Below are 22,096 nucleotides of genomic sequence, written 5' to 3'. Positions count from 1 at the left end.
TATTTCTGAATAATGAATAATATAATACGTTTTTTCGGCCAAGCATATTAAACATTGGGCGTGAGATTCAGTATCTTGAATATACTTATGATTTAAATAGACTCTTTTCTTATACATTTCTTGCCTAAAGATTATATATATTTCTCTTCTAAAGTTATCATAATCCCTCCTTAATACTTGAGTGATATAAAACATAATTACAACCTGAGATAGAACACTAAGTATTCTATCTCAGATCTATTTTCTATCCTTTTTTTCTTTTCAAATTTAATTTAAATCCAGCAAAAATAGAAGTCAATAAAACTATTATACCTACAAATACTCCAGATGATTTTGCCTCTCCAGTTTTTGGAAGAGTTTTATTTGTTTCAGATTTATAATTCACCTTACTCTTTTGTATTTGTAGAGTTTTATAATTACTAGTCTCTGGCGTTACCGGAGTTTCTGGATCTGGAGTCTCTGGTGTTACCGGAGTTTCTGGATCTGGAGTCTCTGGCGTTACCGGAGTTTCTGGATCTGGAGTCTCTGGTGTTACCGGAGTTTCTGGATCTGGAGTCTCTGGCGTTACCGGAGTTTCTGGATCTGGAGTCTCTGGTGTTACCGGAGTTTCTGGATCTGGAGTCTCTGGCGTTACCGGAGTTTCTGGGTCTGGAGTCTCTGGTGTTACCGGAGTTTCTGGATCTGGAGTCTCTGGTGTTACCGGAGTTTCTGGATCTGGAGTCTCTGGCGTTACTGGAGTTTCTGGATCTGGAGTCTCTGGTGTTACCGGAGTTTCTGGATCTGGAGTCTCTGGTGTTACCGGAGTTTCTGGATCTGGAGTCTCTGGTGTTACCGGAGTTTCTGGATCTGGAGTCTCTGGTGTTACCGGAGTTTCTGGATCTGGAGTCTCTGGTGTTACCGGAGTTTCTGGATCTGGAGTCTCTGGCGTTACTGGAGTTTCTGGATCTGGAGTCTCTGGTGTTACCGGAGTTTCTGGATCTGGAGTCTCTGGTGTTACCGGAGTTTCTGGATCTGGAGTCTCTGGCGTTACCGGAGTTTCTGGATCTGGAGTCTCTGGTGTTACCGGAGTTTCTGGATCTGGAGTCTCTGGCGTTACCGGAGTTTCTGGATCTGGAGTCTCTGGTGTTACCGGAGTTTCTGGATCTGGAGTCTCTGGCGTTACTGGAGTTTCTGGATCTGGAGTCTCTGGTGTTACCGGAGTTTCTGGATCTGGAGTCTCTGGTGTTACCGGAGTTTCTGGATCTGGAGTCTCTGGTGTTACCGGAGTTTCTGGATCTGGAGTCTCTGGCGTTACCGGAGTTTCTGGATCTGGAGTCTCTGGTGTTACCGGAGTTTCTGGATCTGGAGTCTCTGGCGTTACCGGAGTTTCTGGATCTGGAGTCTCTGGTGTTACCGGAGTTTCTGGATCTGGAGTCTCTGGCGTTACCGGAGTTTCTGGGTCTGGAGTCTCTGGTGTTACCGGAGTTTCTGGATCTGGAGTCTCTGGTGTTACCGGAGTTTCTGGATCTGGAGTCTCTGGCGTTACTGGAGTTTCTGGATCTGGAGTCTCTGGTGTTACCGGAGTTTCTGGATCTGGAGTCTCTGGTGTTACCGGAGTTTCTGGATCTGGAGTCTCTGGTGTTACCGGAGTTTCTGGATCTGGAGTCTCTGGTGTTACCGGAGTTTCTGGATCTGGAGTCTCTGGTGTTACCGGAGTTTCTGGATCTGGAGTCTCTGGTGTTACCGGAGTTTCTGGATCTGGAGTCTCTGGTGTTACCGGAGTTTCTGGATCTGGAGTCTCTGGCGTTACTGGAGTTTCTGGATCTGGAGTCTCTGGCGTTACCGGAGTTTCTGGATCTGGAGTCTCTGGTGTTACCGGAGTTTCTGGATCTGGAGTCTCTGGTGTTACCGGAGTTTCTGGATCTGGAGTCTCTGGCGTTACCGGAGTTTCTGGATCTGGAGTCTCTGGTGTTACCGGAGTTTCTGGATCTGGAGTCTCTGGCGTTACCGGAGTTTCTGGATCTGGAGTCTCTGGTGTTACCGGAGTTTCTGGATCTGGAGTCTCTGGCGTTACCGGAGTTTCTGGATCTGGAGTCTCTGGTGTTACCGGAGTTTCTGGATCTGGAGTCTCTGGCGTTACCGGAGTTTCTGGATCTGGAGTCTCTGGTGTTACCGGAGTTTCTGGATCTGGAGTCTCTGGCGTTACCGGAGTTTCTGGATCTGGAGTCTCTGGCGTTACTGGAGTTTCTGGATCTGGATTTACTGGTTTATCTGGATCGATTTTTTTAACCGTTATTAATGATTGAGAAGCATTTACCTGCAAAATATTATTGTCGTCAGTTGGAATAAGTAAACTAATATCATAATTGTTAATATCTTTTGCAAGTGGCTTGTAATTTAGAGCTTCTTTATAAAATTTATAAGCATTAGTATTTACGCCACCTAAATCACTTCTTGATTTTTTCTCTGTTGTTTGTCCCAAGGTTACCCAAATAGCATGACTAATTCCTCTGGCAAGAGAAGCACGATCATCATTAGAAGCGGCTGTATAAGTATTTAAATAGGGATATTTAGTAATAAAATTATCCCAAGCGTAAGCCATGATATTTCTTACTTTATCAATTTTTTCATTACTATATACTTTCAAGAGTTGTTCGTCTTTTTCATTGTATAATTGATAACCAGGGTTTGAAAACCCACGATCATTCAGTTTAGCTATAACGTTTTTGTCAAAACAAAAAGCTACTTGGTTATCAATAACACTTTCAGTTTTAATACCCTTATTATATAAGAAATACCCACCTTTTGTCTGATTACCAAAACCACTTATTGCATAACTATTTTCTATACTAGACGCATTAGCAATAGCGCCATTGAGAAATATGTTTCCAAAAATTAAACAGCCAATTATAAAGGACGCAGCACCACCACCTTTCTTCTTTCTAATTGCAAATTTCAATCTTTTTTCTTTACAACTAGTAAACATTCCCATCTCTCCTTACCACAAAATGAACGATCATGTTTTATAGACAAAAAGAAAAAGCATTCAAATTAGAATGTTTTTCGATAAAAGTATAAATTAATTTTTCGGAAATTTCAATAAAAATGATCGTTTATTTTTTAAGAAACAATTATGATGAGGCACTTTTATTTTCAGGTAGACTCACTATAAAACATTAAAATTAGACAGGTAATCAATGCTAATTTTGCTTCAACATTTCACTATCAGTGTTATCTAAAAACTATCTGGGAATAAGTCCACTGAGTTCTATTATATTTGTAAATAAGATAAAACTATTTTTAAGAAAATATTCTTGAACAGTTTTTATTTATATATAATAAGCTTTGTTGTTAATCTTAGGACTTGAAATATGATTTCTTTTCCAAAATTTATTATCTTATTTTAATTCTTCCATACATTTAATAATCTATAGATAAAAAAGAGATAATTTAGATCATTTTTTGCAATATAAAGCAAATTTGTTGAGCTAAGATGTTGGTATTTCTATAATAGGTTCAGGGATATCCCAATATCACTCTCTAAGGGCAACTCAGGGGAAGGAGTTGCCCCTGAAAATGTATATTAGAATTATCAAAGCAAAAAATAAGCATATTAACTTATTTTTTATAATGTTGTAGCGAAAAATATAGCGCAAGCTTAAAATTAAGTTCTCAAAAAGTAGAAATAGCTGCTTCTTATACCATGATTAAATGAATAAAGTATGCTGTCACTTTATGGGAATTTCGGGATGAAAATAGATACAACGTGTATCAGCATATTTTTTCTTTTTATATTTTTTATAGCTTTTTATACTTTTTCTCAGTCCATCAGAATCTATTTCTCCAAATAATATTTTCATATTATATATAGATATAAAAGAGCATAGTTAAAAAATATTCTTCCAATGTTTCTTTCGCTCAGTTTTCTAATTTTATATACATATCTGACATACTATTAGATTGCGTATGTTCCCATCAACTCTTTGTTAAGATAATTTATAATATATATTTTTACAGTACTATATACTTATTTCTTTGATATAATTAGTTGTTAAAATCTACCTGCACTTATATTTATCGACTGAAACAGATCACTTAGTGAAAAAACATCTAAGGTAGAAATAAATCTCTCCTTAGATGTTTTTGTTTTTTTATCAATCTCACTTATAGTATTCATAGAAACACTGAAAAACACTCCCTATTCACAAGGAAATATCATAACCATTCACTTGAAGTTCTGTATCTATTTATCTAACTCAGGTGAGTTACCTAACTCTGCTTTTAACATCCAAATCTCTTTTTCTAGCTCTGATTTAGAACCAATAAAAATATCCTCTGTACAGTCATCGCCTTCCTTTCCTGCAGTTTCAATCCCCTCTTCATATGTCGAAACAAGATAATTATAACCTTCCAATAAATAATCAATTTGTTCATCAATAGTTTTATTCCAAGAGCCTTTTTCTTCTTCTAATTTGGAATTTGTAAAAAACTCTTCTAGAGTTGAATACGGAGATCCATCAAGTGTAATCAGTCGTTCTGAAATTACATCTAACTGATCATTAATTTGCTCCATGAGATCATCCATTTTAGGATGTAGAAATAGAAACCTTTCTCCACGCATATACCAATGAACTTGATGTATTCTTACTGAAAATACGCTTAAATCGGCTACCAATTGATTTAATACTTTTTTTGTTTCACAAAATTTCATAATATCACTCCTAATTTAAATTTTTTAAAAAGAAATAATTCCGATTTACACATAATTTAATATAACAAATATATCTTGTCAACAATAAAATGAACGTTTATATTAAAATCGTGTTTATAAAAATCTTTACCACTTATTCATCCTTTTGTTTAGGATAATTTTTTTTTACAAATTCATCCCATGATTCACTAAATTCATGGTTCAAAAAGGCACTTTTCAACCCTGTTACTTGTTTTAATCTAAGAACTTCTTCTTTTTCCATTCCTAGTTCTTTCCCTATTTTATGATCGTCCCATCCTTCATTGACAAGCAGTAGAACTAATTCGGACATTTTATCTATTTCATGTTTCCCTCTAGCTCTATTGTGTCTAATTGTACTTGACATTCTTTGCTCCAATGGCTTATCAATTACAACTAAAGGAAGTTCTTTTAAATCAAGTTTGCTTTTTCCAATTAAATACCTATGGAACCCATCAATAATAATATATTCGTCTTTTTTATCATCATAATAGCAAACAATTGGTTGTGTATATCCGTCTTTTAAAATCGAAAATTCTAAAAGCTCCATTTCAGGTTCAGCGACATGATTTGGGTTATAATTATTACTTTTTATTTTCTCTACTGGAACCATTTTTACATTTAAAACAGGCATATCAATCTTGTTCATTGATTTCTCTCCTAAAAAATAAATAATTCTTTGTCTCTCTATATTGTTTAAAACAATAATGTTTCAGATTATTTAAGTACTGATCTTTTTTTAAAGAAATTCGTACACACTTTCTTTCACATTTCTTGTCTATGAAAAATAAAACCTTCTCCAATAGATACTTTCGAGTATCGTCATTTTCATCTTCAACAAAAACATCTCCAATATCAATAAACTCATTGGAAATTTGGATGGAAGAAAATCCAATTATCCTTTCCTTGTTCATTAACAAAAACCAAATAGTACTAGGTGTATTTATTAAATAAGGTAATTTTCTTCTATATACTCTTTCAGCAAAATATTTCCCCATTAAACTGTAAAAATTTTGTTTATTGTATGGGGGTATATAAACTTTAATATCTATTTCGCTCATTTCATTCCTCCTATTTTTTGTACAATATTTTCGTACCTCTTTCCTTTTAATTGATTTATTCCCAAAAAGTCTTTATATTCTTTAAACATCTCATATAGTTCAGCTTCATCTTTTTTCGTTAAACTATAATTTCTAGTAGATAAAACAAAGTCATTTTTTTCTAAAGCTTTAGCTATCCCTTTCCAGTCATTCCAAAGTCTTTCATCTTTTATCCAATCTTTTCTTTTTGATTCATCTGGCATATCTTGGATATCCATATTATATTTATTCTTGTAATAAGCAAAAAGAATACATATCTTTCTGTAATAATGATTCATTAAAAGAGGAGAATATAATCCTAATGTTTCTAGTAAAAAAATAGAATATCTTTGCCAAGTCATAAATGAAGGTTTTTGAGAAGTATTTAATCCTAAAAGACTAGTTTTACCATATATATTTCCAAAATTAACTCCACTTACTCTTTTTACTAATTTATCCCATGTTTCAGGTTCAAGTTCAGCAAATTGATTTAACGCTTTTCTTTGTTGTAATCCGAAAGGCTGACATATTCTCATGTCCCGGTACTTATATCCAATCTTATACATTTTCTCATAGATATAATTATATTCTAGTCCACATTTAAAAGTTGCAGCCCAAATGTCATCAACTTTCCAATCAAATAAAGGATAAAACAAAATATTTCCTTCTAAAGTTATATTTATCCAACATCGATTCTTATATTTATTTTCACCTTTTGTAACAGCACTATGTCTATGTAAACTTTCTTGTGCTCTTATACCTACACCACATGATACAGCACTTTGGGGATATTGTTCTTTATACCAATTTTGAAAATAACGAAGAAATCTGTCGGGATTACCATTTGATAATGAATAATATTTCTTTAAACCGTCATCAATATTTTCCAAAGTTATGGCATTTTTAGGAAGAGAATGAATCCATTTTTCTTTTTCGCTTGGATCCCACATTTTCCATTGAGGTTGAAAAAAACTAGTGTTGTTATCCTCAAAAAAAGGTAAGCAAAAATGATAAATATTTTTTACTCTAGGTAACTGTTCAATTTTTTTTATAAAATCAACAGTTGCTGTGTAATTTGCTTCAATATTTAATATTAATAGATCAAAATTTCTATCTAATTTTTCTGCAACTAGATTAGCTAACTGAACCATTATCCCACTATCCTTACCACCACTAAATGAAAAATACACCTTGTCAAATTCTTCAAATATGTATTCTAATCTCTTTAAAGTAGCATCAAAGACATTCATTTCTCATCCCCCTAAAAAAATAAGCGTTCAATATCAATGGTAATACCTTTAAAAACTTTGTCAATAATTTTATCAATTGTTGTTTCTTATAGTATTCAAATCATATAGAATAATGTAAGGAACACCTTTAATTTATATACTATACTTACTTAAAAAAACAAAAATGGATTTTAGTCTAGTGGTATCTTACAGTTAACAAATATTATAGAAATAATTGGAATTACTATTCAAACAATGATTTTAACTTGTTTTTCCATTAAATATTATTATAATAAAAATGAACGATCATTTTTATCGTTCGAATAAATTATGTAGAAAGGATAATTTTATGGTTGGAAAAAACAATAAAAAGTTATTAGAATTAAAAAGCAATCCAATTATCAAAAAGTGGAGAATTAGTCGACTGAAAACAGGAGTTGCATCAATTGTCATATTTAGCGGGGTATTATTAAGTTCTACTATTTTTATACCTTTACATACTGTTTCAGCAGAAGAAACAGTAACTACTACTTATTATGACCAATCTAAAAATGTTAGTGATCAATTAACAAATATTAATATTTCAATATCTAATAATAAAGAGAAAGTCATATTTCCACATAATGCAGAATCGCTAACTTCAAATTATGCATTCAAAGTCCCTGACTCAGTTAATCCAAAAGATTATTTTTATATTGATTTGAGTGAAAATGCTAATTTTTATGGAATTACAGAAGCTAACTCTGTCACAATGCCTAATCTCTTAGCTCCAGATAATTCAATTATAGCAACTGGAAAATACGATATTGATACTAATCGTATTCAATACGAATTTACGGATTATGTAGCAGAGCATGATAATGTTAGTGGAAAAATTTCTTTACCGATCTTTATTGATCCAGAAGTAGTAACTAATACTTCTTATCAAACTATTACTGCGAGTATAGGCAATAGTAAAAAAGATTTGAGTCTGTTAGTGGATTATTCTAAAAATGTAGGACCTCAATATAATGCTAATGGTGCTGGTAACATATTTAATGTAGACTTGAATAACCATAATTTTTCTCATACTATCTATGTCAATTCTTTAAAACAAACTTTAGGAAATAAAAGTATTGAAATTAGAAATCAAAGAAAAGAAGAAAATGGATATAATTCTGAAATTATCTACGATAAGACAAATACTCAAATAAAAGTTTATAAAGTAAAATCAGACGGAAGACTAACCGACAGTTTTTCTATTGCTACAAATGATTCACTAGAAGACGTGACTAATCAATGCTATATTGATTTTTATGATAATAAAATTAGTATTAGTTTTCCGAGCAATATTGATAACGAAACTTATGTCGTTCAATATACTTCTCCTTATACAGATAAAAAAGATATTGCTACTAGAGTAGTTATGTATGGTTACTCTCCTTATCAATTAGGCAATACTAGCTGGTACTGGGATAATTATGTAAAACTAACAGATGGAAATGCAAGTGGTGACGGTAGTGTGATATCACCTGAGCCTGAAACTCCGGTAACGCCTGAGAATCCTGAGCCTGAAACTCCGGTAACACCTGAGAATCCTGAGCCTGAAACTCCGGTAACACCTGAGAATCCTGAGCCTGAAACTCCGGTAACACCTGAGAATCCTGAACCTGAAACTCCGGTAACACCTGAGAACCCTGAGCCTGAAACTCCGGTAACGCCTGAGAATCCTGAGCCTGAAACTCCGGTAACACCTGAGAATCCTGAGCCTGAAACTCCGGTAACACCTGAGAATCCTGAGCCTGAAACTCCGGTAACACCTGAGAATCCTGAGCCTGAGACTCCAGTAACGCCTGAGAATCCTGAGCCTGAAACTCCGATAACGCCTGAGAATCCTGAGCCTGAAACTCCGGTAACACCTGAGAATCCTGAGCCTGAAACTCCAGTAACGCCTGAGAATCCTGAGCCTGAAACTCCGGTAACACCTGAGAATCCTGAGCCTGAAACTCCGGTAACACCTGAGAATCCTGAGCCTGATAAACCAGTGTCTTTAAAAAACACTAACTCTAAAATTTTAATATCAGAGAAGAATGTTTCAAATACTAATTCAAAGTCAAATAATACTCTTCCCCAAACTGGTGAAAAAGAATCATCAGGAGTTTTAGCTGGATTAGTTATTTTATTAGCTTCTATTGCAGTGGGTATTAAATTAAATTCAAAACAAAAAAATATCTAGATTAGTCCAAAAGAAAACAGAGATAGAATAAGTATTCATCCTATCTCTGTTTTCAATTTAAAATAAATAATCACTGTTCGATTTAATTACAAACAATTTCCATAATTCCTTTTTTATTTTAATATGCACTTCTTACATAATAAATCTTGATTTTATCAATCTTCTGCACTTCTTGATCCACCTTGATTTGAAGTAACACAAACCGAGTTATCTCATTTGTTGTTTCTTCTCCAAATAATAAATATTGATCCGATTGGATTACATCTTGTGTGATAGTATGAATACGGCCAATTGTTTTATATTGTACATGTGGATCGTTGTCAATCCCATTTTCTTTTATACAACGATCGGTTAAATAGTTTTTTACAGATTGATTTCGTTCGTATATATCCGTGTAATTCACCCATTTTCTTCCAAAATTCTTTAACAAATATTGGATTTCTTCAGAAATATTGCATTCTGTTTTGTCTTCCTGATTTCTTTTGCTTTCTTTACTTGAACTTTCTGCTTGTATCATCTTTTCTTTTGATATTAAGGAAACTTCTGTTTTTTCTTCAGAAAAAATCCACCCACAACTAGTAAGTCCAAACAAACAAAAACAACTTAGAAAGAAAAAATAATACTTTTTCACAATCGATCCTTCTCCCTTTTCTACTAAAAATTTTCATCGAAAGAATTCTTTTATTTCACTTTCCGAACCAGACTTCGAATTTTCGCTTGGTTATAGCTGCGTTGATACCGTGCCATAATTCGCCCCTGCTCGGCGTTCTGTTCTACGGTGGAGAAACTTTGTCCACTATTTGAGACATCTGTTATGATACCCGTGTGGCCATAGATTCCAGGAGACAATGCACCACCTGCTTGCCAATTGACCACATCTCCTGCTTGTAAGTCACTGGGCTTTGGATTCATGATCACTTGCCAACCATAGGTTGCCCAGTTATAATCTTCCCCTATTAACATCGCAAACATGTGTCCAGAACCCATTAACTGTGGGCCACCTAGTTGAGATACATACCATGCCGTACCACCATAACATTCCCCATTATTTACGGGTCGTCCAATGATCCGATCCAAAACCTTCGCATTGCCTTTACTTTTTCCTGCAATAAGCGAAGTTTTTTTGGTTGGTAGGCTATTCCAATGCTTGATCGCAAAGGCATCATATTCCGTTAAGTTATAGGACTTTATGATACTCATTGCGCCTTGATAATACGGACTGCCTTCGGTGATACCTGCCGCCGCATAACCTCCACGACCTAGAATCAATAAACAACTTCCAGGATCGTTATTGCCCACACATTGATTAAAGTTGCTTTGACTCGCCACCATAAATCCATAATAGTCATAACAAGCATTCAGGTTCGGAAACTTCATATAGAAACCACCTTCAGAGCCACCAATCCCACGTGCAGAACCTTGTGGATAGGGACAACCAGGAAACCACGTAATCCCAAAAAAGTTCGTATCGTTTCTTCCAGATTGTGACTGCCCATAAGCTGATTCATATCCTAATTGAGAAAGAATCACACTCGGTAATAACTGATACTTTACAGCTGCACCAACTGCTGCTTGGGCATGTTCATCTGTTATCGGACCACGCCCTTTGATCTCTGAAAAAATAGGTAAGGTTTCGATATATTCTCCCGTATGAGTAACACCAACTGCTGAATCCATGTGCTTCGATTCACCACTAGACATGCTAATTATCGCAAATAATAAAAACAGGCAACTCATCATACAGATGCCACTAAATAAAAAAATCTTTTTCACTAGTGAATCGCCTCAATTCGAAAGTTCCCATTCTCTAATTGTTTCATAGACATTTCATAGTACATGGTAAACCAAAGGTGCGTTTCTTGATCTTGATACAAAATATTACAATGAATCTCATATCTACCCTCTTTTTTTGCAACTTGCAAATTCGATAGTTCTTCAAAGGCTAAAGGCTGTTGAATTGGTAAAAGAGTTGTCCCATAATATTTTAATTCTTCTGCGTTTGCTTTAGGATAAATACGAAAGAAGGTATATAAGAATTTCTCTAATTCTTCCTGTTCTTTTCGAGAAATGCTCGTTGTTTCGAACCGAGTGTCTACTTTAATCGTTGCTTTTTTAACATTACTCGCTACAATAGGCAATTTCACTATGGCATATGATAATTCGTTTCGATATACCTCCACCTTATACACACGCTCTTTGAATTCTTTTTCTATCTCTAATAAGACATGAAACATAACCACAAATGTATGTTTTTTTGATTCATGTTCCTCTATTGCCCAAATCGAGACATTTTTAACTTTTACATTCGTTTCTATGTCTTTATCTATTTCATTATCCATTTGCAGCCCATCAGCTAAATAACTTTCTACTGCTTTTGATCGATTTATTTGTTGGTCGCTTTCAAGACTCACTGTAAAATACAAAAATGCAAAATTTTTCACATAACTTTCTATTCCAGTCATATCTTTTAGTTGTTTATCAATGACTTTTGTTTCATGGATTATATGCGTATCTTGAGAAGTTAAATTATTATAAACTCCAAAACAAACACTAAAAACCAAAAAGCTCCAGCCTGCAAAAAAAAGGAAGCGCCTTTTTCGCGCTCCCTTATAGCTTTCTTTTTTCTTGTCTTTCTTTCCTTTTAGTCTTGTTTCTTGTTCAGAGAGAATAGACAGTTTTTTCTTCCGAGGAAACATAGCCCTCCTCCTCATTCTTTTTTAGTTCTACCTTTTCTCGCGTTTTGACGAGAAGTCGAAGTCCAACGAACCGGAGTTTCAATCTTTCGATTCGTACTTCGTTCATGAATCGGATGTTCCTGCTTCGACAATTTCTTATTTTTAGCTACATTTGAAATGTTACTTCTTTTTTCTATCGTAGGAAATTGTTCTGTTCGACCAATCATTGCACTTTTCCGTGTTTGTAATTTACCAGAAGTCACTTGTGTTTTTCCTGTTTGATGCGCCATTGAACGCATCGCTCGTTGTTTTCTCTCTTGTTGCTCTAATTGCAATGCATCTTTTCGTGCTTCATAAAAATTCTTCTGTCGCTCATTCGCAAGGTTACGCACTCGTGTTTGTCGTTCCGACTCATTCATTCGCCCAGAGAAATAATCGTATTTCATTTTTTGTGCTTTGTATTGGGCATTGGTTGGGACATACTGAATTGTCCGCTTCCATTGTTCTGCCCTACTTTCAATAGTTGCCGGTAATTCTGTCATAGCTGAAACTTTTTTTCCTACTCGCTCTATAAGAGGTGTAGAAGCTATACTTCGTTGACCACTCATAGATTTGGAAATCATTTGGCCAGCTACACCTCCGGCAGTACCCCCAACAAAATTTTCACCAATTCCTCGTATCATTTTTTGACCCATTGTACCTAAGATCATGCCACGTAAGAAACGTCCAGTTCGATCCCCAGCTCGTGTTTGTACGCCACCAATTTTCATCCAACCTAATAATTCATTGACACGTGTCGAGACAGATAACCATAACGTCACCTGTAAGAAACTGGTCCAAATCATTCCTTTGTCCTTGGATAAGTGGTTTAACTCATGACTAATAGAAAAAGTAATGGTTAAAATGAGTAAAATGCCCATTTTTGTAAACAATAATTGAAAGACTTTCTGTAAGGCATTACCTAATAACGATCCTGAATTTGGAAATAACGAGAAAATCATCGCTACAGGTAAGAATCCTATAAATAACAAGAATAATACTTGCGACGCAATTAAGATAACGACTAGTACCAAAACACTCATACTAATGACAATGTTGACGATGAGCGTTAAAAATACCATACCAAAACGCAAATACACTTTTTGTACCGAAAGATTGCCATTTTTTTGTTTGGTTACTTCTTCTTCAACAAGCTTATTTCGCTGCTCTCCTTCATCATAAGGAGATTCTTTTAATAAATTGATTACACGTTCTTCACCAACTGTTTTTATATCGCTATCCCCAAATTGCAATACTAACCAGGGTTGCTTGATTTGAATGGCAAATAGATTTTCACGAATGGCTTTAATTGCATCTGGTTTTCCTTTTTGTTCAGGTAACAGATCTTTGGCAATGGTTAACATTTCACTATTGATTTCTTTTTGTACCTCATTGGCTTTCTCTAAATATGTGTGCGTATTCATAAAGAAAATGCCGCAACAGATAAACGTAAATAAAAATGTCACTGCTTGTTGAATCGCTTGCGTAGGGTGTTGTTTCACTATCCCTTGATAAACTACTGAACAACCTGCTAAAGCAATTAACAATCCACCAAAGAAAGGGACTAATCCATGACTCAATGTCCCTGCACGGTTCATTCCAGCAATATTCTGAATTGAATGACTTAACGAACCAATCAACTCTGAAAGAAAATCTAATTCAAAGGCTTCTTGGACAAGAAACCCTAAAAAGTAACACAGATAGACATTTAACATCCATAAAATATTGGTAACGGCAAATATCCCATAAATAACTGTATTAGAAATTCCTTCACCCCATTTCCACGGCAACCAATTCCACGACGTATCCACAAAAAAATCTAAATTATAATTATCTAAAGGATATGTTTCAAAATCATATACGGCATTTTTGCCGCCTAGGGTTTCTTTTATCCAACCAGCTGCTTCTACGAATATTGGGTGAAAGAAAAAAACACCCATCATTATGACTAGACTTATGAAAACCAGTTTTCGGCGAGTAATTGAAAATGAAACCTTTGAATACCACTGTTTCATCTAATTCACCTCAATTTCTTCAACCAGTTTTTCTAATATCTCGTCTTTATATTCTTCCTCTTCGTAGTTTTTTTCCATTGGCGGTCGTGTATCAAATGCATGGAATAAATCTTCAAACCAATAATACACATACAAAATGCCAATATTACCATGGATGTCACAAAACAGACATTCTCCATTTTCTAGATTTTTTACACGCTGGATATTTTCTTCTGTGACAGAGATTCCACAAAAGTTTAATGCTTTGGTAATTTCTTCGCGATCATTCGAACGAAAAATGAATTTCAACCCAATTTTACTTCTCATCTTTTCATCGCCTAAATCATCTGTGTTTTGTGTTGAAAAATCAATCCCTGCATTGCGAGATCTTCCTTCACGAACCAATTTATTTCCTAAAATTTTTCCTTGCGCAACATTCAACCACGCCCAACTTTCATCTAAGCCAACCGCTTTATAAATATCTCGATTTTGTTTAATAAAATCTAGCGCATATGTAGCTAAACTCATCATAATTGCTATACTTAAAATTTCAGAAGAGTTATAGTCCTCTGGTGCAGTTTCACTATCTGGTAACGTTAAATCCTGAACCAGTGCGAGATTACATTTGGCATCCAAATTTAACCCTTGTTGATTCGTGCCATCTCCAAATAATAGGCCTGCAATAGATAGTTCTTTGAAGCTTTCAATATGCTTTGCCAGGCGTTGTGCGATCGCTGCTTCTTGTGCATATAATTCCTGAATCACTAGAAGTAATCCTTTTGTTCCCTCAAAATCAGAAACAGTTTTTACTGCCCGTTGTAACAAAGGAAACCGGTCTTCGTCCCGAATACTTACACCCGTGATATAGGTGAGCACATCCAAGGCTAAACTTTCTTGATCTTTTTTTCTTCTCATCAATTGAAATGGATCAAGTAAACCAATATTTTCTTTCTCACTGGTAATATTAACTGTTTTTAAGTAGGGGGCAAAATATGGCAAATCTTCGGACCAATTTGAACGTTCCGATTTTGGATCGATACAAAAAGCCAAGGCGCCAAACAACACCGACCAAAATAACAAGAGATTTTCAGTTAAGGATTTCCCACCACCTAGCGAACCAATTAATGCTTTGGCAAGAGTATTGGTAACCGTTCCTTTTATTCCTTGTGCCGCTAACCATGGTTGAATAAACACTGGGATTCCTGTTTCTGCATTAAATCCAATCGGAATACCACAGCCATCTCCTAGTTGTTGTGTCGCACCAATGCCAAGACTAGCAATAAATTCTGCGCCTACATATTGACGATAATCCTCAATCACTCGCCTTCCTGCTGGATAACTTCCAAAATGTAAAAACAGCTGTACATTGCACGGTACTTCTAAATACATAGAATAGACATCAAAAAAATTGCGAACATCACTCACACGTTTTAACATTTCATCATAGGTCTTCCCTGACACGCGAACGTTTAGTGATAATACATACAAATCTTCTCGCGTATCTTCTAATTTTTGTTCCAACTCATTGGCTGATTGGTACGCTTCGCGTACATTGTTTCCTACATCTTTTCCAACCGACATACCACTTTCATAAATATCAGATAAATCACTCTTTTTGCCACGTACTTTCGCCAAGGCCAAACGATTGTCTAAAAGATTCACATCTAACCAAGAATCGATTGGAAAATCCAATTCCGATTGTAAAAAATAATAAATCTCTGATTGAAATGGAAATACCAAATCACGGGTCATACGTGAAAGAGATAAATACGTGATATATTCTTTTTCTGTCCCTTGTTCTAAAATTAGATAATTTTTCTTTTCTGTGATTCCTGCACTGGCCAAATTCAATACATCATAGTGATACGTATACGTATTCGTTTCTTCTTTAAAGCTATTGGGTCGATACATCACTTCATCTAAGGATTGTTCTTTTTTTCCTTCTAAATGTTCCACTAAAAACACCATGTCTTCTGGTGTTGTTTTTCGTAACCGAAAGTATTTACTAATCCGGTTATACAATAAATTCTCCAATCGCTTATATCGTTGAATTTTTTCATTTGGGATGGTTTCAAAGTCTCCAAACAAACGGGCATTGGATCGGTGAAAAAAATCTTTTGTCGCAATACGAAATTCTTTCATCCAATGAGCTTCTTTGGGAGCACTTTCTTCTAATACCAGCTCAATCCCAACATACCAACAAACATTTTGAATATATTTTCCATGTAGCTCTTCTAAAATGTGCTGAACACCTTCTAAATGTTGGTAGGCAATCGTTTTTAATTCCCCTTCAGAACGCACCAATTCTTTTGAGGCTTTAATCGTTTTTTCAATTTTTTCTTCGTTTGTACAAAAAAAGAACCGAACATGCGAAGAATGACTTTGACGAATCAGACGCATGATTGCTTGTTGGAGTTGATACGCCTGATCTTCTCCCACGAAGCTATATGAATACATTGGGAATTCATAATAAGCGTACACACGATCTTCTTCTCCAAAAACTAAATTGTCTTCTAAATAATAAAAAGGAATCTTAGGCACTAGTTTTGGTAGTCGCATCCTTTTCACCTCCATAACGTACTACACAACGAATTCCTCGTTTGATTTCTTTTTTTTCTATTGGCTTTACCCATTGGCCATGAAAGGATTCTTTTGAACGACACTGAAATAAAAGAAAAGAAGCCAAATAATTATAAGGCTTCCTTCCTTGAAATTGTTTTCGTGTCATTAAAAAAGCAAATAACCACGGACAAAAAAATTGTCGAGTAATCGTATGTTCCATAACAAATGGAAAAATTCGAAAAATCCCCCCAAAAAAGCCAATCCCAAACCATATCGCAAATGTTTGTGTTACGGGACGAGGTAACGCGACCCCATCCCACAATTTATAAAACACTCGCTCTATATACCAAATCTTTGTCCAATTGCGTATTTTGTTCATTTTATCGCCCCCATGACCGCATACGATCCAAAATCCAATTGAATACGCCAGACGTATCTCCAACTAACCAAACAGCTACTGCTAGCACAAGAATCAATGGAATGGCTTTGCTTACTTTCCGTTCAAAGGCAATATATGCCGCACCACCAAGCATCGCCAACATAATCAAATACTTAAAATCCCCAACAAAATCAGTAAACACATTTTGAAAAAAATTCATTTGCTTTTTCCTCCCTGTTAATACTCATTGAACTAATGACGATACACAATACCACAGAGCAAAACTGATAAAAATTTCACTTGATATTCCTCATTATGCATTTTTTCCGTTCCTTGATTGCTGTTTTTTACGTAAGAAGTATAAATAATTTCTCACACGACGATACATTACTTTTACAGGAACATGCGTACAATAAATCCGGTGCTGCGTACTTTTCTTTGTTTTAGGATCAAGTTTCATAGAATAGAAATCATAAAAATACTTACCACTTTTTTTATCGTATGTTCCTTCAATCACCAGTGAAAAGCTAGGGTGGTAAATCTAACAAATACAATTGATACTTCCCTCTACTAGATAAAGGGATAAAACCAAGTACCTTTAAATGATCTGATACAGTCATAAACACGATCTATCTCCTCCCAAATAAAACAAAAAAAGGCTGTAATCGCATTTTGATTACAGTCTTTTTTGTTCTCTTTTTATAAATGTACTAATTAAAGGTTTACTTCCGGTCTTTTTATTTAATAAATCAATTTTCCCAAATTATTTTCTTTAGCTTTATTAACGATTTCTGTCGCAACTACCACATCTAATACAGCCGAACCAACTGTTTTGAAGATTGTGATTTGTTCTCCACTTGTCCGACCGATCAATTCTTCATTGATCAGTTGGCCTAGTTCCCCATGATAACTGTCTCTTTGAATATACCCATCTTGCAGCGGTGAAATGAAGTCCCCAGCTTCTTTTAGAACACCGTCCATGGTATCAAAAATAACAACATCTGCGGCTTTGATTATTTCTCGTGGAATTTCACACATTTCCGGTGTGTAAGCACCGACTCCGTTGATGTGCGCACCTTTTTTGACCCACTCAGCAGAGAATGTCGCACGTTTGGAAGTGGTCACACTTGTAATGATATCTGCTCCTTCAACGCATTCTTGACTGGTTTTTGTTGGGCGCATCGTTACAGAAAACTGTTGCATCATTTCTTCAGCAAATCGGCTGGCACGGTCAAAATCAATATCAAAAATCCGAACTTCTTCTAATTTACGAACGGTCAACATCGCTTCTAATTGCGACTGTGCTTGTCCGCCGGTTCCGATCAGTGCGCCGATTTTAGCATCTTCTCTTGCAAGAAGTTCTGTTGCTGCACCTTGAACAGCGCCGGTTCTTAATTGTGTCAAATAGGTACCATCCAAACAAGCGGATACCATACCCGTTTCTGGATCAAGGACGATCATCGTTGCTGGTACACTTGGTAAGTTTTTCTTGATGTTTTCAGGATACACGGAAACGATTTTGACACCTAACGCACCTTCGCCACCTTCTACATAAGCTGGCATATATAAGCTTTGTCCGTTGCTTTTTGGCACATCGATATTGGTGCGAAGAGGCACACTTGCCTTTCCTGCTGAATACAATGACAATGCTTTTTTGTCTGCATCGATGGCTTCTCTCATTGAGAAACTTTTGATAATATCTTCTTTTTTAAGAAATAACATTTGAATCGCTCCTTAATTAGCTGCTGAAACTTTTTTTAATTGACTGCCCAACATTGTATATGCACTGTATAGTAAGACCAAAATTACGATCCATTTCAAGACATAGGTATCTAAAGATTTGACTAGGAATACAGCGACCAATACCCCCAATACACCGAAGGTTGAAGTGAAAAGTGTGATTTTTCTGCTGTATTCATTAAATTTAATGAATTGAACACTACCGATCGGTACTGAGAATGTACAAGCACCCATCATGATAGGAAAGGCTGCCACTGGATTCAAGCCTAGCAAGTAGACAGTTACCATCGTTAACGCATAAGAACCAATGCCGATATTGTTCAATGCGCCATAGACAAAGAGTAAAAATCCTGCCAAGATTAATTTTCCGCCATACAATTCACTGGCTGTTCCGTTTGATGGAATCCAGTTCATTTGTCCTGCAAAAATCAATAATGCAGCAATGACCAATCCTATGCCGACAAACACTTTGATCGTTTTCTCTGGTAACTTCACGACAAATCTTGGTCCTAAATATGCACCGATAATTTGACAGATAATACAAACAGCTAGTGTCTTGATCCCTACGTTGATGGCAGTGATATAAGACAATGCCATGACGGCTACCGGTACGACACATTGGGTATTCAACGTTCCGGGTAGTTTTTTCATGCTGACCCATTTCAACTTTGGATAAAGAACGGTTCCGATAGCAAAGTCGGAAACGCCAAATGTTGAAAGAAAGAAGATGATAAATGACGTGAAGGGCAACAGACGCATATCCCCAGGTTCTTCTTTGAAATTTTGTTTGTTTTTGAAAAGGTCTCTTAGAAAGTAAATAATAAAATATAGATTGATTGCGACAATTAGTGTCAGCAAAATATTCCGAATCATAAAAATTTCCTCCTACTAGTAAATCTTTCTGATTCCCTCAAAGTCCTCACCATATTTTGCTTTAAGTTCTTCAGAAGATTCTGCAATCACTTTTAGTGTATATGCATCATGTTTGACATATTCTTTTGCTAGATTGACCATGGCGTGGTTTTTTGTCCAAGTGACATCGGTTGATTGCAGTTCTTCGTTAATGGTGCCAAACACGACTTCTTGCTCATCGGCGACGATGTTTATCCATCTTGCTCCAAAGTCAGCAAGTTTGTCTGTTTCAAAGCCATGAATATAATATTTTTCTAAGGGAAGATCATATTCATGGGTAGAACTGAATAAAATTAGTACAAACTTATCAACTCTTTTTTCAGCTTGCTGCAATGTCTTTAGCAGTGAATCCGTGAGGTTCTCATGCCAAACTTGAATGAGCAAACTTTCTTTTGCGTTTTTCACCAAATGCTCTACTTTATCCAGAACATACTCGATGCCATCAACTTTCCACAGCATTTCTTCTTCATCTTTTTCTTTGATCATCCCTAGATTCTTGGTAAGAAAAGAAAGATCATTTTTAACACTTTTTTCTAATTTCTCTAAAAACTCATTTGCCGAGATGGCATGATAAAGTTTAGGTTCTGATTTATTAACGACAATCAAATTCTTTTTTAATAGTTTTTCCAAAATGTTATATACTTTCGAGCGTGGCACACCTGAGATTTTACTTACTTCATATCCTGTAAGATTACCTTTTTCTAATAGTGTGGTATACACTCTTGTTTCCATCTCTGAAAAATCATATTTTTTCATGATTTGAATAATCGTTTCCATTGATTAATCCTCACTTTATTTTTAGTAGCTACTACGGTAACAACTATAAATTCTTTTTGATGATCTGTCAAGAGTTAGTTCAATAAAACACATATAATAATTAGCTTAAAAACAAGCTTTTTATTAAAAAGAAACATTATAATATAAATCTTTGTGAAAAAATAATACAACTTAGTCATTCTTTACAACGATTTACAGAAAAACGACCTCTTTAAAAATAAAAGGTACGGGTTACTGATTACTTGTAAATCTTTACGTTCCAGTTTTATTCTTTCTAAAAAAACTCCTCACTTTTTTTCTTAGACTTCTTTTTTTGATTCTCCTCTTTATGGTCTTGTCCTTTTTTGCCTTCAAAATATTTAAACAAACCTCTTTCAAAAGCATTTTTAGGTTTTGGACAATAAGGAATAACTTTTTTCTTCATATAAACACCTCATTTAACTATTTGATCTATTTTATATCACCACATTATCAAAATAACAAATGTATTAAAAGAAAGTTTTTATTAAAACCATCTTGACCTTTTGAGAAATTTCAATGCGATTTCTTTTTATTCCCATACTTTTTTTGTTGGTCACTTTCATATACCCAATCTAAGCGATCATCGGCGACGGTGCTTTTACAACGGATGGTAAGACAAAACAAGGGGCGGAAAAACTTTTTTGATCATTTCATAAAAAACTTTTTCCTACAGCATTCCCTTGTTTTCTCTTACCACACGTTGTGAACCCAAAGCACGCCGACGAACGCTTAGCTATACGAAAATGACCAACCAAAAACAAAAAGTGAGGTGAATAGAAACAAAAAGAAATTGAAATCTCCCAAAAGGTCGCCCACCTCGGAGACAACTTGCTGCCGAAAATGGTTGGTTGATTCGGCTAAGTATCAAATAAGGCAAATCAAACATTATTGGAGGAATAGATCATGAAAGCAAATACACCATACAAAGTAGGAGACATTTTTTATAGTAGTTGGGGCTATGAACAAACCAACGTTAATTTTTGGCAAATTATTAAATTAACCGAAAAAACAGCATGGTTTCGACCCATCAAAAAGCAAACTGTAAAAACCTATACTTCTATGAGTGGAGAAACTATGCCAATACCAAATGAATTTATCGATTATCCGCTTGCACGAACCAAAGACAGCATTGTTAGAAAACGAATTAATCCAGCCTTATATCCCAATGAATTATACGGTAATCGCAGTTGGGATACATTTTACCGCTATGATAATCAACCGGTTTATGAAAGCAGTTATTACTAAGAGGGAATTTCCCTCTTAGTCAATGTTAAAAATAACAAAAATAAAAGGAGCAAGAACAATGAAACCAATAACTCTATATGAAATCTTAGGTGAAGAACGGTCTGACAATTTACCAACAACGCATAAATTAAGAGTTCTTGCTTCTAAATCTATCAATAAAAAATGATAACTGAGTATTTCTAATCAAGGAGAGATTGCAATGCTAAGAACAAATGCTATTCCTATCGTTGATTCTTACGATCGGAATACCAATAACTATTTAGGATCTTTTGAACAAACAGATGAAAATATTTTGAACTATGTTGCTGGGTTAAGTCCTTTTCAATCTGTACGTTTAGTTGAACATACAACAGATACACTCATTTTAACAACAATCGGCTACTTCTTCGATCACGTATCTGACCAACAATGGTTACAACAGATTTTACCTAAACTTATCGCAAAACAAACTGGAAAAAAAACCATCGAAGCAGTCAAAATATTTTTTTACTAAATACATGTATTCATTCTCAAGGGATTTT

19 protein-coding genes are annotated in these 22,096 nt (G+C 35.1%); 3 read left to right on the top strand and 16 right to left on the bottom strand.

Annotated elements, in window-relative coordinates; all coding sequences use genetic code 11:
* Nucleotides 1–244 precede the first annotated feature (244 nt).
* The 5 genes from IGJ45_RS04600 to IGJ45_RS04580 all read right to left on the bottom strand — a co-directional run bounded on the left by IGJ45_RS04600 (nt 245) and on the right by IGJ45_RS04580 (nt 7,037).
* On the bottom strand, nt 245–2,965 hold the full coding sequence (locus IGJ45_RS04600) for a hypothetical protein (RefSeq protein WP_438768657.1): 2,721 nt from the start codon (nt 2,963–2,965) through the stop codon (nt 245–247).
* A gap of 1,257 nt (nt 2,966–4,222) precedes the next feature.
* Nucleotides 4,223–4,690: a Dps family protein gene (locus tag IGJ45_RS04595; RefSeq protein ID WP_060815481.1), complete on the bottom strand. Its 468-nt coding sequence runs from the start codon at nt 4,688–4,690 to the stop codon at nt 4,223–4,225.
* A gap of 133 nt (nt 4,691–4,823) precedes the next feature.
* Nucleotides 4,824–5,357, bottom strand: coding sequence for an IbrB-like domain-containing protein (locus IGJ45_RS04590; protein ID WP_060815482.1), 534 nt, complete (start codon nt 5,355–5,357; stop codon nt 4,824–4,826).
* Nucleotides 5,344–5,769 carry a hypothetical protein gene (locus IGJ45_RS04585; protein ID WP_060815483.1) on the bottom strand — a complete coding sequence of 142 codons (426 nt, stop codon included), beginning with the start codon at nt 5,767–5,769 and terminating at the stop codon, nt 5,344–5,346. Before IGJ45_RS04585 ends, IGJ45_RS04590 begins: the two co-directional genes overlap by 14 nt.
* Nucleotides 5,766–7,037, bottom strand: a complete 1,272-nt coding sequence (locus IGJ45_RS04580) for a DUF3440 domain-containing protein (RefSeq protein WP_060815484.1) — start codon at nt 7,035–7,037, stop codon at nt 5,766–5,768. The genes IGJ45_RS04585 and IGJ45_RS04580 overlap by 4 nt, the downstream gene beginning before the upstream one ends.
* Nucleotides 7,038–7,365: 328 nt before the next feature.
* Between IGJ45_RS04580 and IGJ45_RS04575 the strand changes: the two genes are divergently transcribed.
* Complete coding sequence (locus tag IGJ45_RS04575; RefSeq protein WP_438768656.1) at nt 7,366–9,231, top strand: Ig-like domain-containing protein; 1,866 nt, start codon at nt 7,366–7,368, stop codon at nt 9,229–9,231.
* Between the two features lie 118 nt (nt 9,232–9,349).
* On the opposite strand, the gene IGJ45_RS04570 is transcribed toward IGJ45_RS04575, so the two are convergent.
* The 11 genes from IGJ45_RS04570 to IGJ45_RS04520 all read right to left on the bottom strand — a co-directional run bounded on the left by IGJ45_RS04570 (nt 9,350) and on the right by IGJ45_RS04520 (nt 20,733).
* Nucleotides 9,350–9,862, bottom strand: a complete 513-nt coding sequence (locus tag IGJ45_RS04570) for an EF0163 family protein (protein WP_225585929.1) — start codon at nt 9,860–9,862, stop codon at nt 9,350–9,352.
* Between the two features lie 50 nt (nt 9,863–9,912).
* Nucleotides 9,913–10,971, bottom strand: coding sequence for a CHAP domain-containing protein (locus IGJ45_RS04565; protein WP_060815495.1), 1,059 nt, complete (start codon nt 10,969–10,971; stop codon nt 9,913–9,915).
* Nucleotides 10,972–11,003: 32 nt separating this feature from the next.
* Nucleotides 11,004–11,927 (bottom strand): conjugal transfer protein, encoded by a 924-nt coding sequence (locus IGJ45_RS04560; RefSeq protein WP_060815485.1) that lies wholly within the window; start codon nt 11,925–11,927, stop codon nt 11,004–11,006.
* Nucleotides 11,928–11,938: 11 nt separating this feature from the next.
* Nucleotides 11,939–13,960 carry a CD3337/EF1877 family mobilome membrane protein gene (locus tag IGJ45_RS04555; protein WP_438768655.1) on the bottom strand — a complete coding sequence of 674 codons (2,022 nt, stop codon included), beginning with the start codon at nt 13,958–13,960 and terminating at the stop codon, nt 11,939–11,941.
* The gene (locus IGJ45_RS04550; protein WP_049219561.1) at nt 13,961–16,498 is read right to left on the bottom strand and encodes an ATP-binding protein; all 2,538 of its coding nucleotides are present in this window, start codon (nt 16,496–16,498) and stop codon (nt 13,961–13,963) included. It lies immediately after the preceding gene.
* Nucleotides 16,473–16,880, bottom strand: a complete 408-nt coding sequence (locus IGJ45_RS04545; RefSeq protein WP_102993998.1) for a TcpE family conjugal transfer membrane protein — start codon at nt 16,878–16,880, stop codon at nt 16,473–16,475. The genes IGJ45_RS04550 and IGJ45_RS04545 overlap by 26 nt, the downstream gene beginning before the upstream one ends.
* Nucleotide 16,881: 1 nt before the next feature.
* Nucleotides 16,882–17,100 carry a hypothetical protein gene (locus IGJ45_RS04540; RefSeq protein WP_049219559.1) on the bottom strand — a complete coding sequence of 73 codons (219 nt, stop codon included), beginning with the start codon at nt 17,098–17,100 and terminating at the stop codon, nt 16,882–16,884.
* Between the two features lie 521 nt (nt 17,101–17,621).
* The gene (locus tag IGJ45_RS04535; protein WP_049219558.1) at nt 17,622–18,602 is read right to left on the bottom strand and encodes an ornithine cyclodeaminase family protein; all 981 of its coding nucleotides are present in this window, start codon (nt 18,600–18,602) and stop codon (nt 17,622–17,624) included.
* Between the two features lie 12 nt (nt 18,603–18,614).
* A complete protein-coding gene (locus tag IGJ45_RS04530) occupies nt 18,615–19,493 on the bottom strand; it encodes a sulfite exporter TauE/SafE family protein (RefSeq protein ID WP_049219556.1) in 879 nt (292 codons plus the stop codon).
* Between the two features lie 15 nt (nt 19,494–19,508).
* Complete coding sequence (locus IGJ45_RS04525) at nt 19,509–20,309, bottom strand: TrmB family transcriptional regulator (protein WP_049219554.1); 801 nt, start codon at nt 20,307–20,309, stop codon at nt 19,509–19,511.
* A 274-nt stretch (nt 20,310–20,583) separates the two neighbouring features.
* A complete protein-coding gene (locus tag IGJ45_RS04520) occupies nt 20,584–20,733 on the bottom strand; it encodes a hypothetical protein (RefSeq protein ID WP_162846303.1) in 150 nt (49 codons plus the stop codon).
* A gap of 500 nt (nt 20,734–21,233) precedes the next feature.
* Between IGJ45_RS04520 and IGJ45_RS04515 the strand changes: the two genes are divergently transcribed.
* A complete protein-coding gene (locus tag IGJ45_RS04515; RefSeq protein WP_049219552.1) occupies nt 21,234–21,575 on the top strand; it encodes a hypothetical protein in 342 nt (113 codons plus the stop codon).
* A gap of 199 nt (nt 21,576–21,774) precedes the next feature.
* Complete coding sequence (locus IGJ45_RS04510; protein ID WP_143343776.1) at nt 21,775–22,068, top strand: hypothetical protein; 294 nt, start codon at nt 21,775–21,777, stop codon at nt 22,066–22,068.
* Nucleotides 22,069–22,096: the final 28 nt, after the last annotated feature.

Origin of the sequence: Enterococcus sp. DIV0574, from assembly GCF_051711125.1 — a bacterium.
GTDB classification, from domain to species: Bacteria; Bacillota; Bacilli; order Lactobacillales; family Enterococcaceae; genus Enterococcus_D; species Enterococcus_D gallinarum.
Note: the sequence above shows the minus strand (reverse complement) of the source record. Positions and strands in the feature narration are given on the sequence as shown.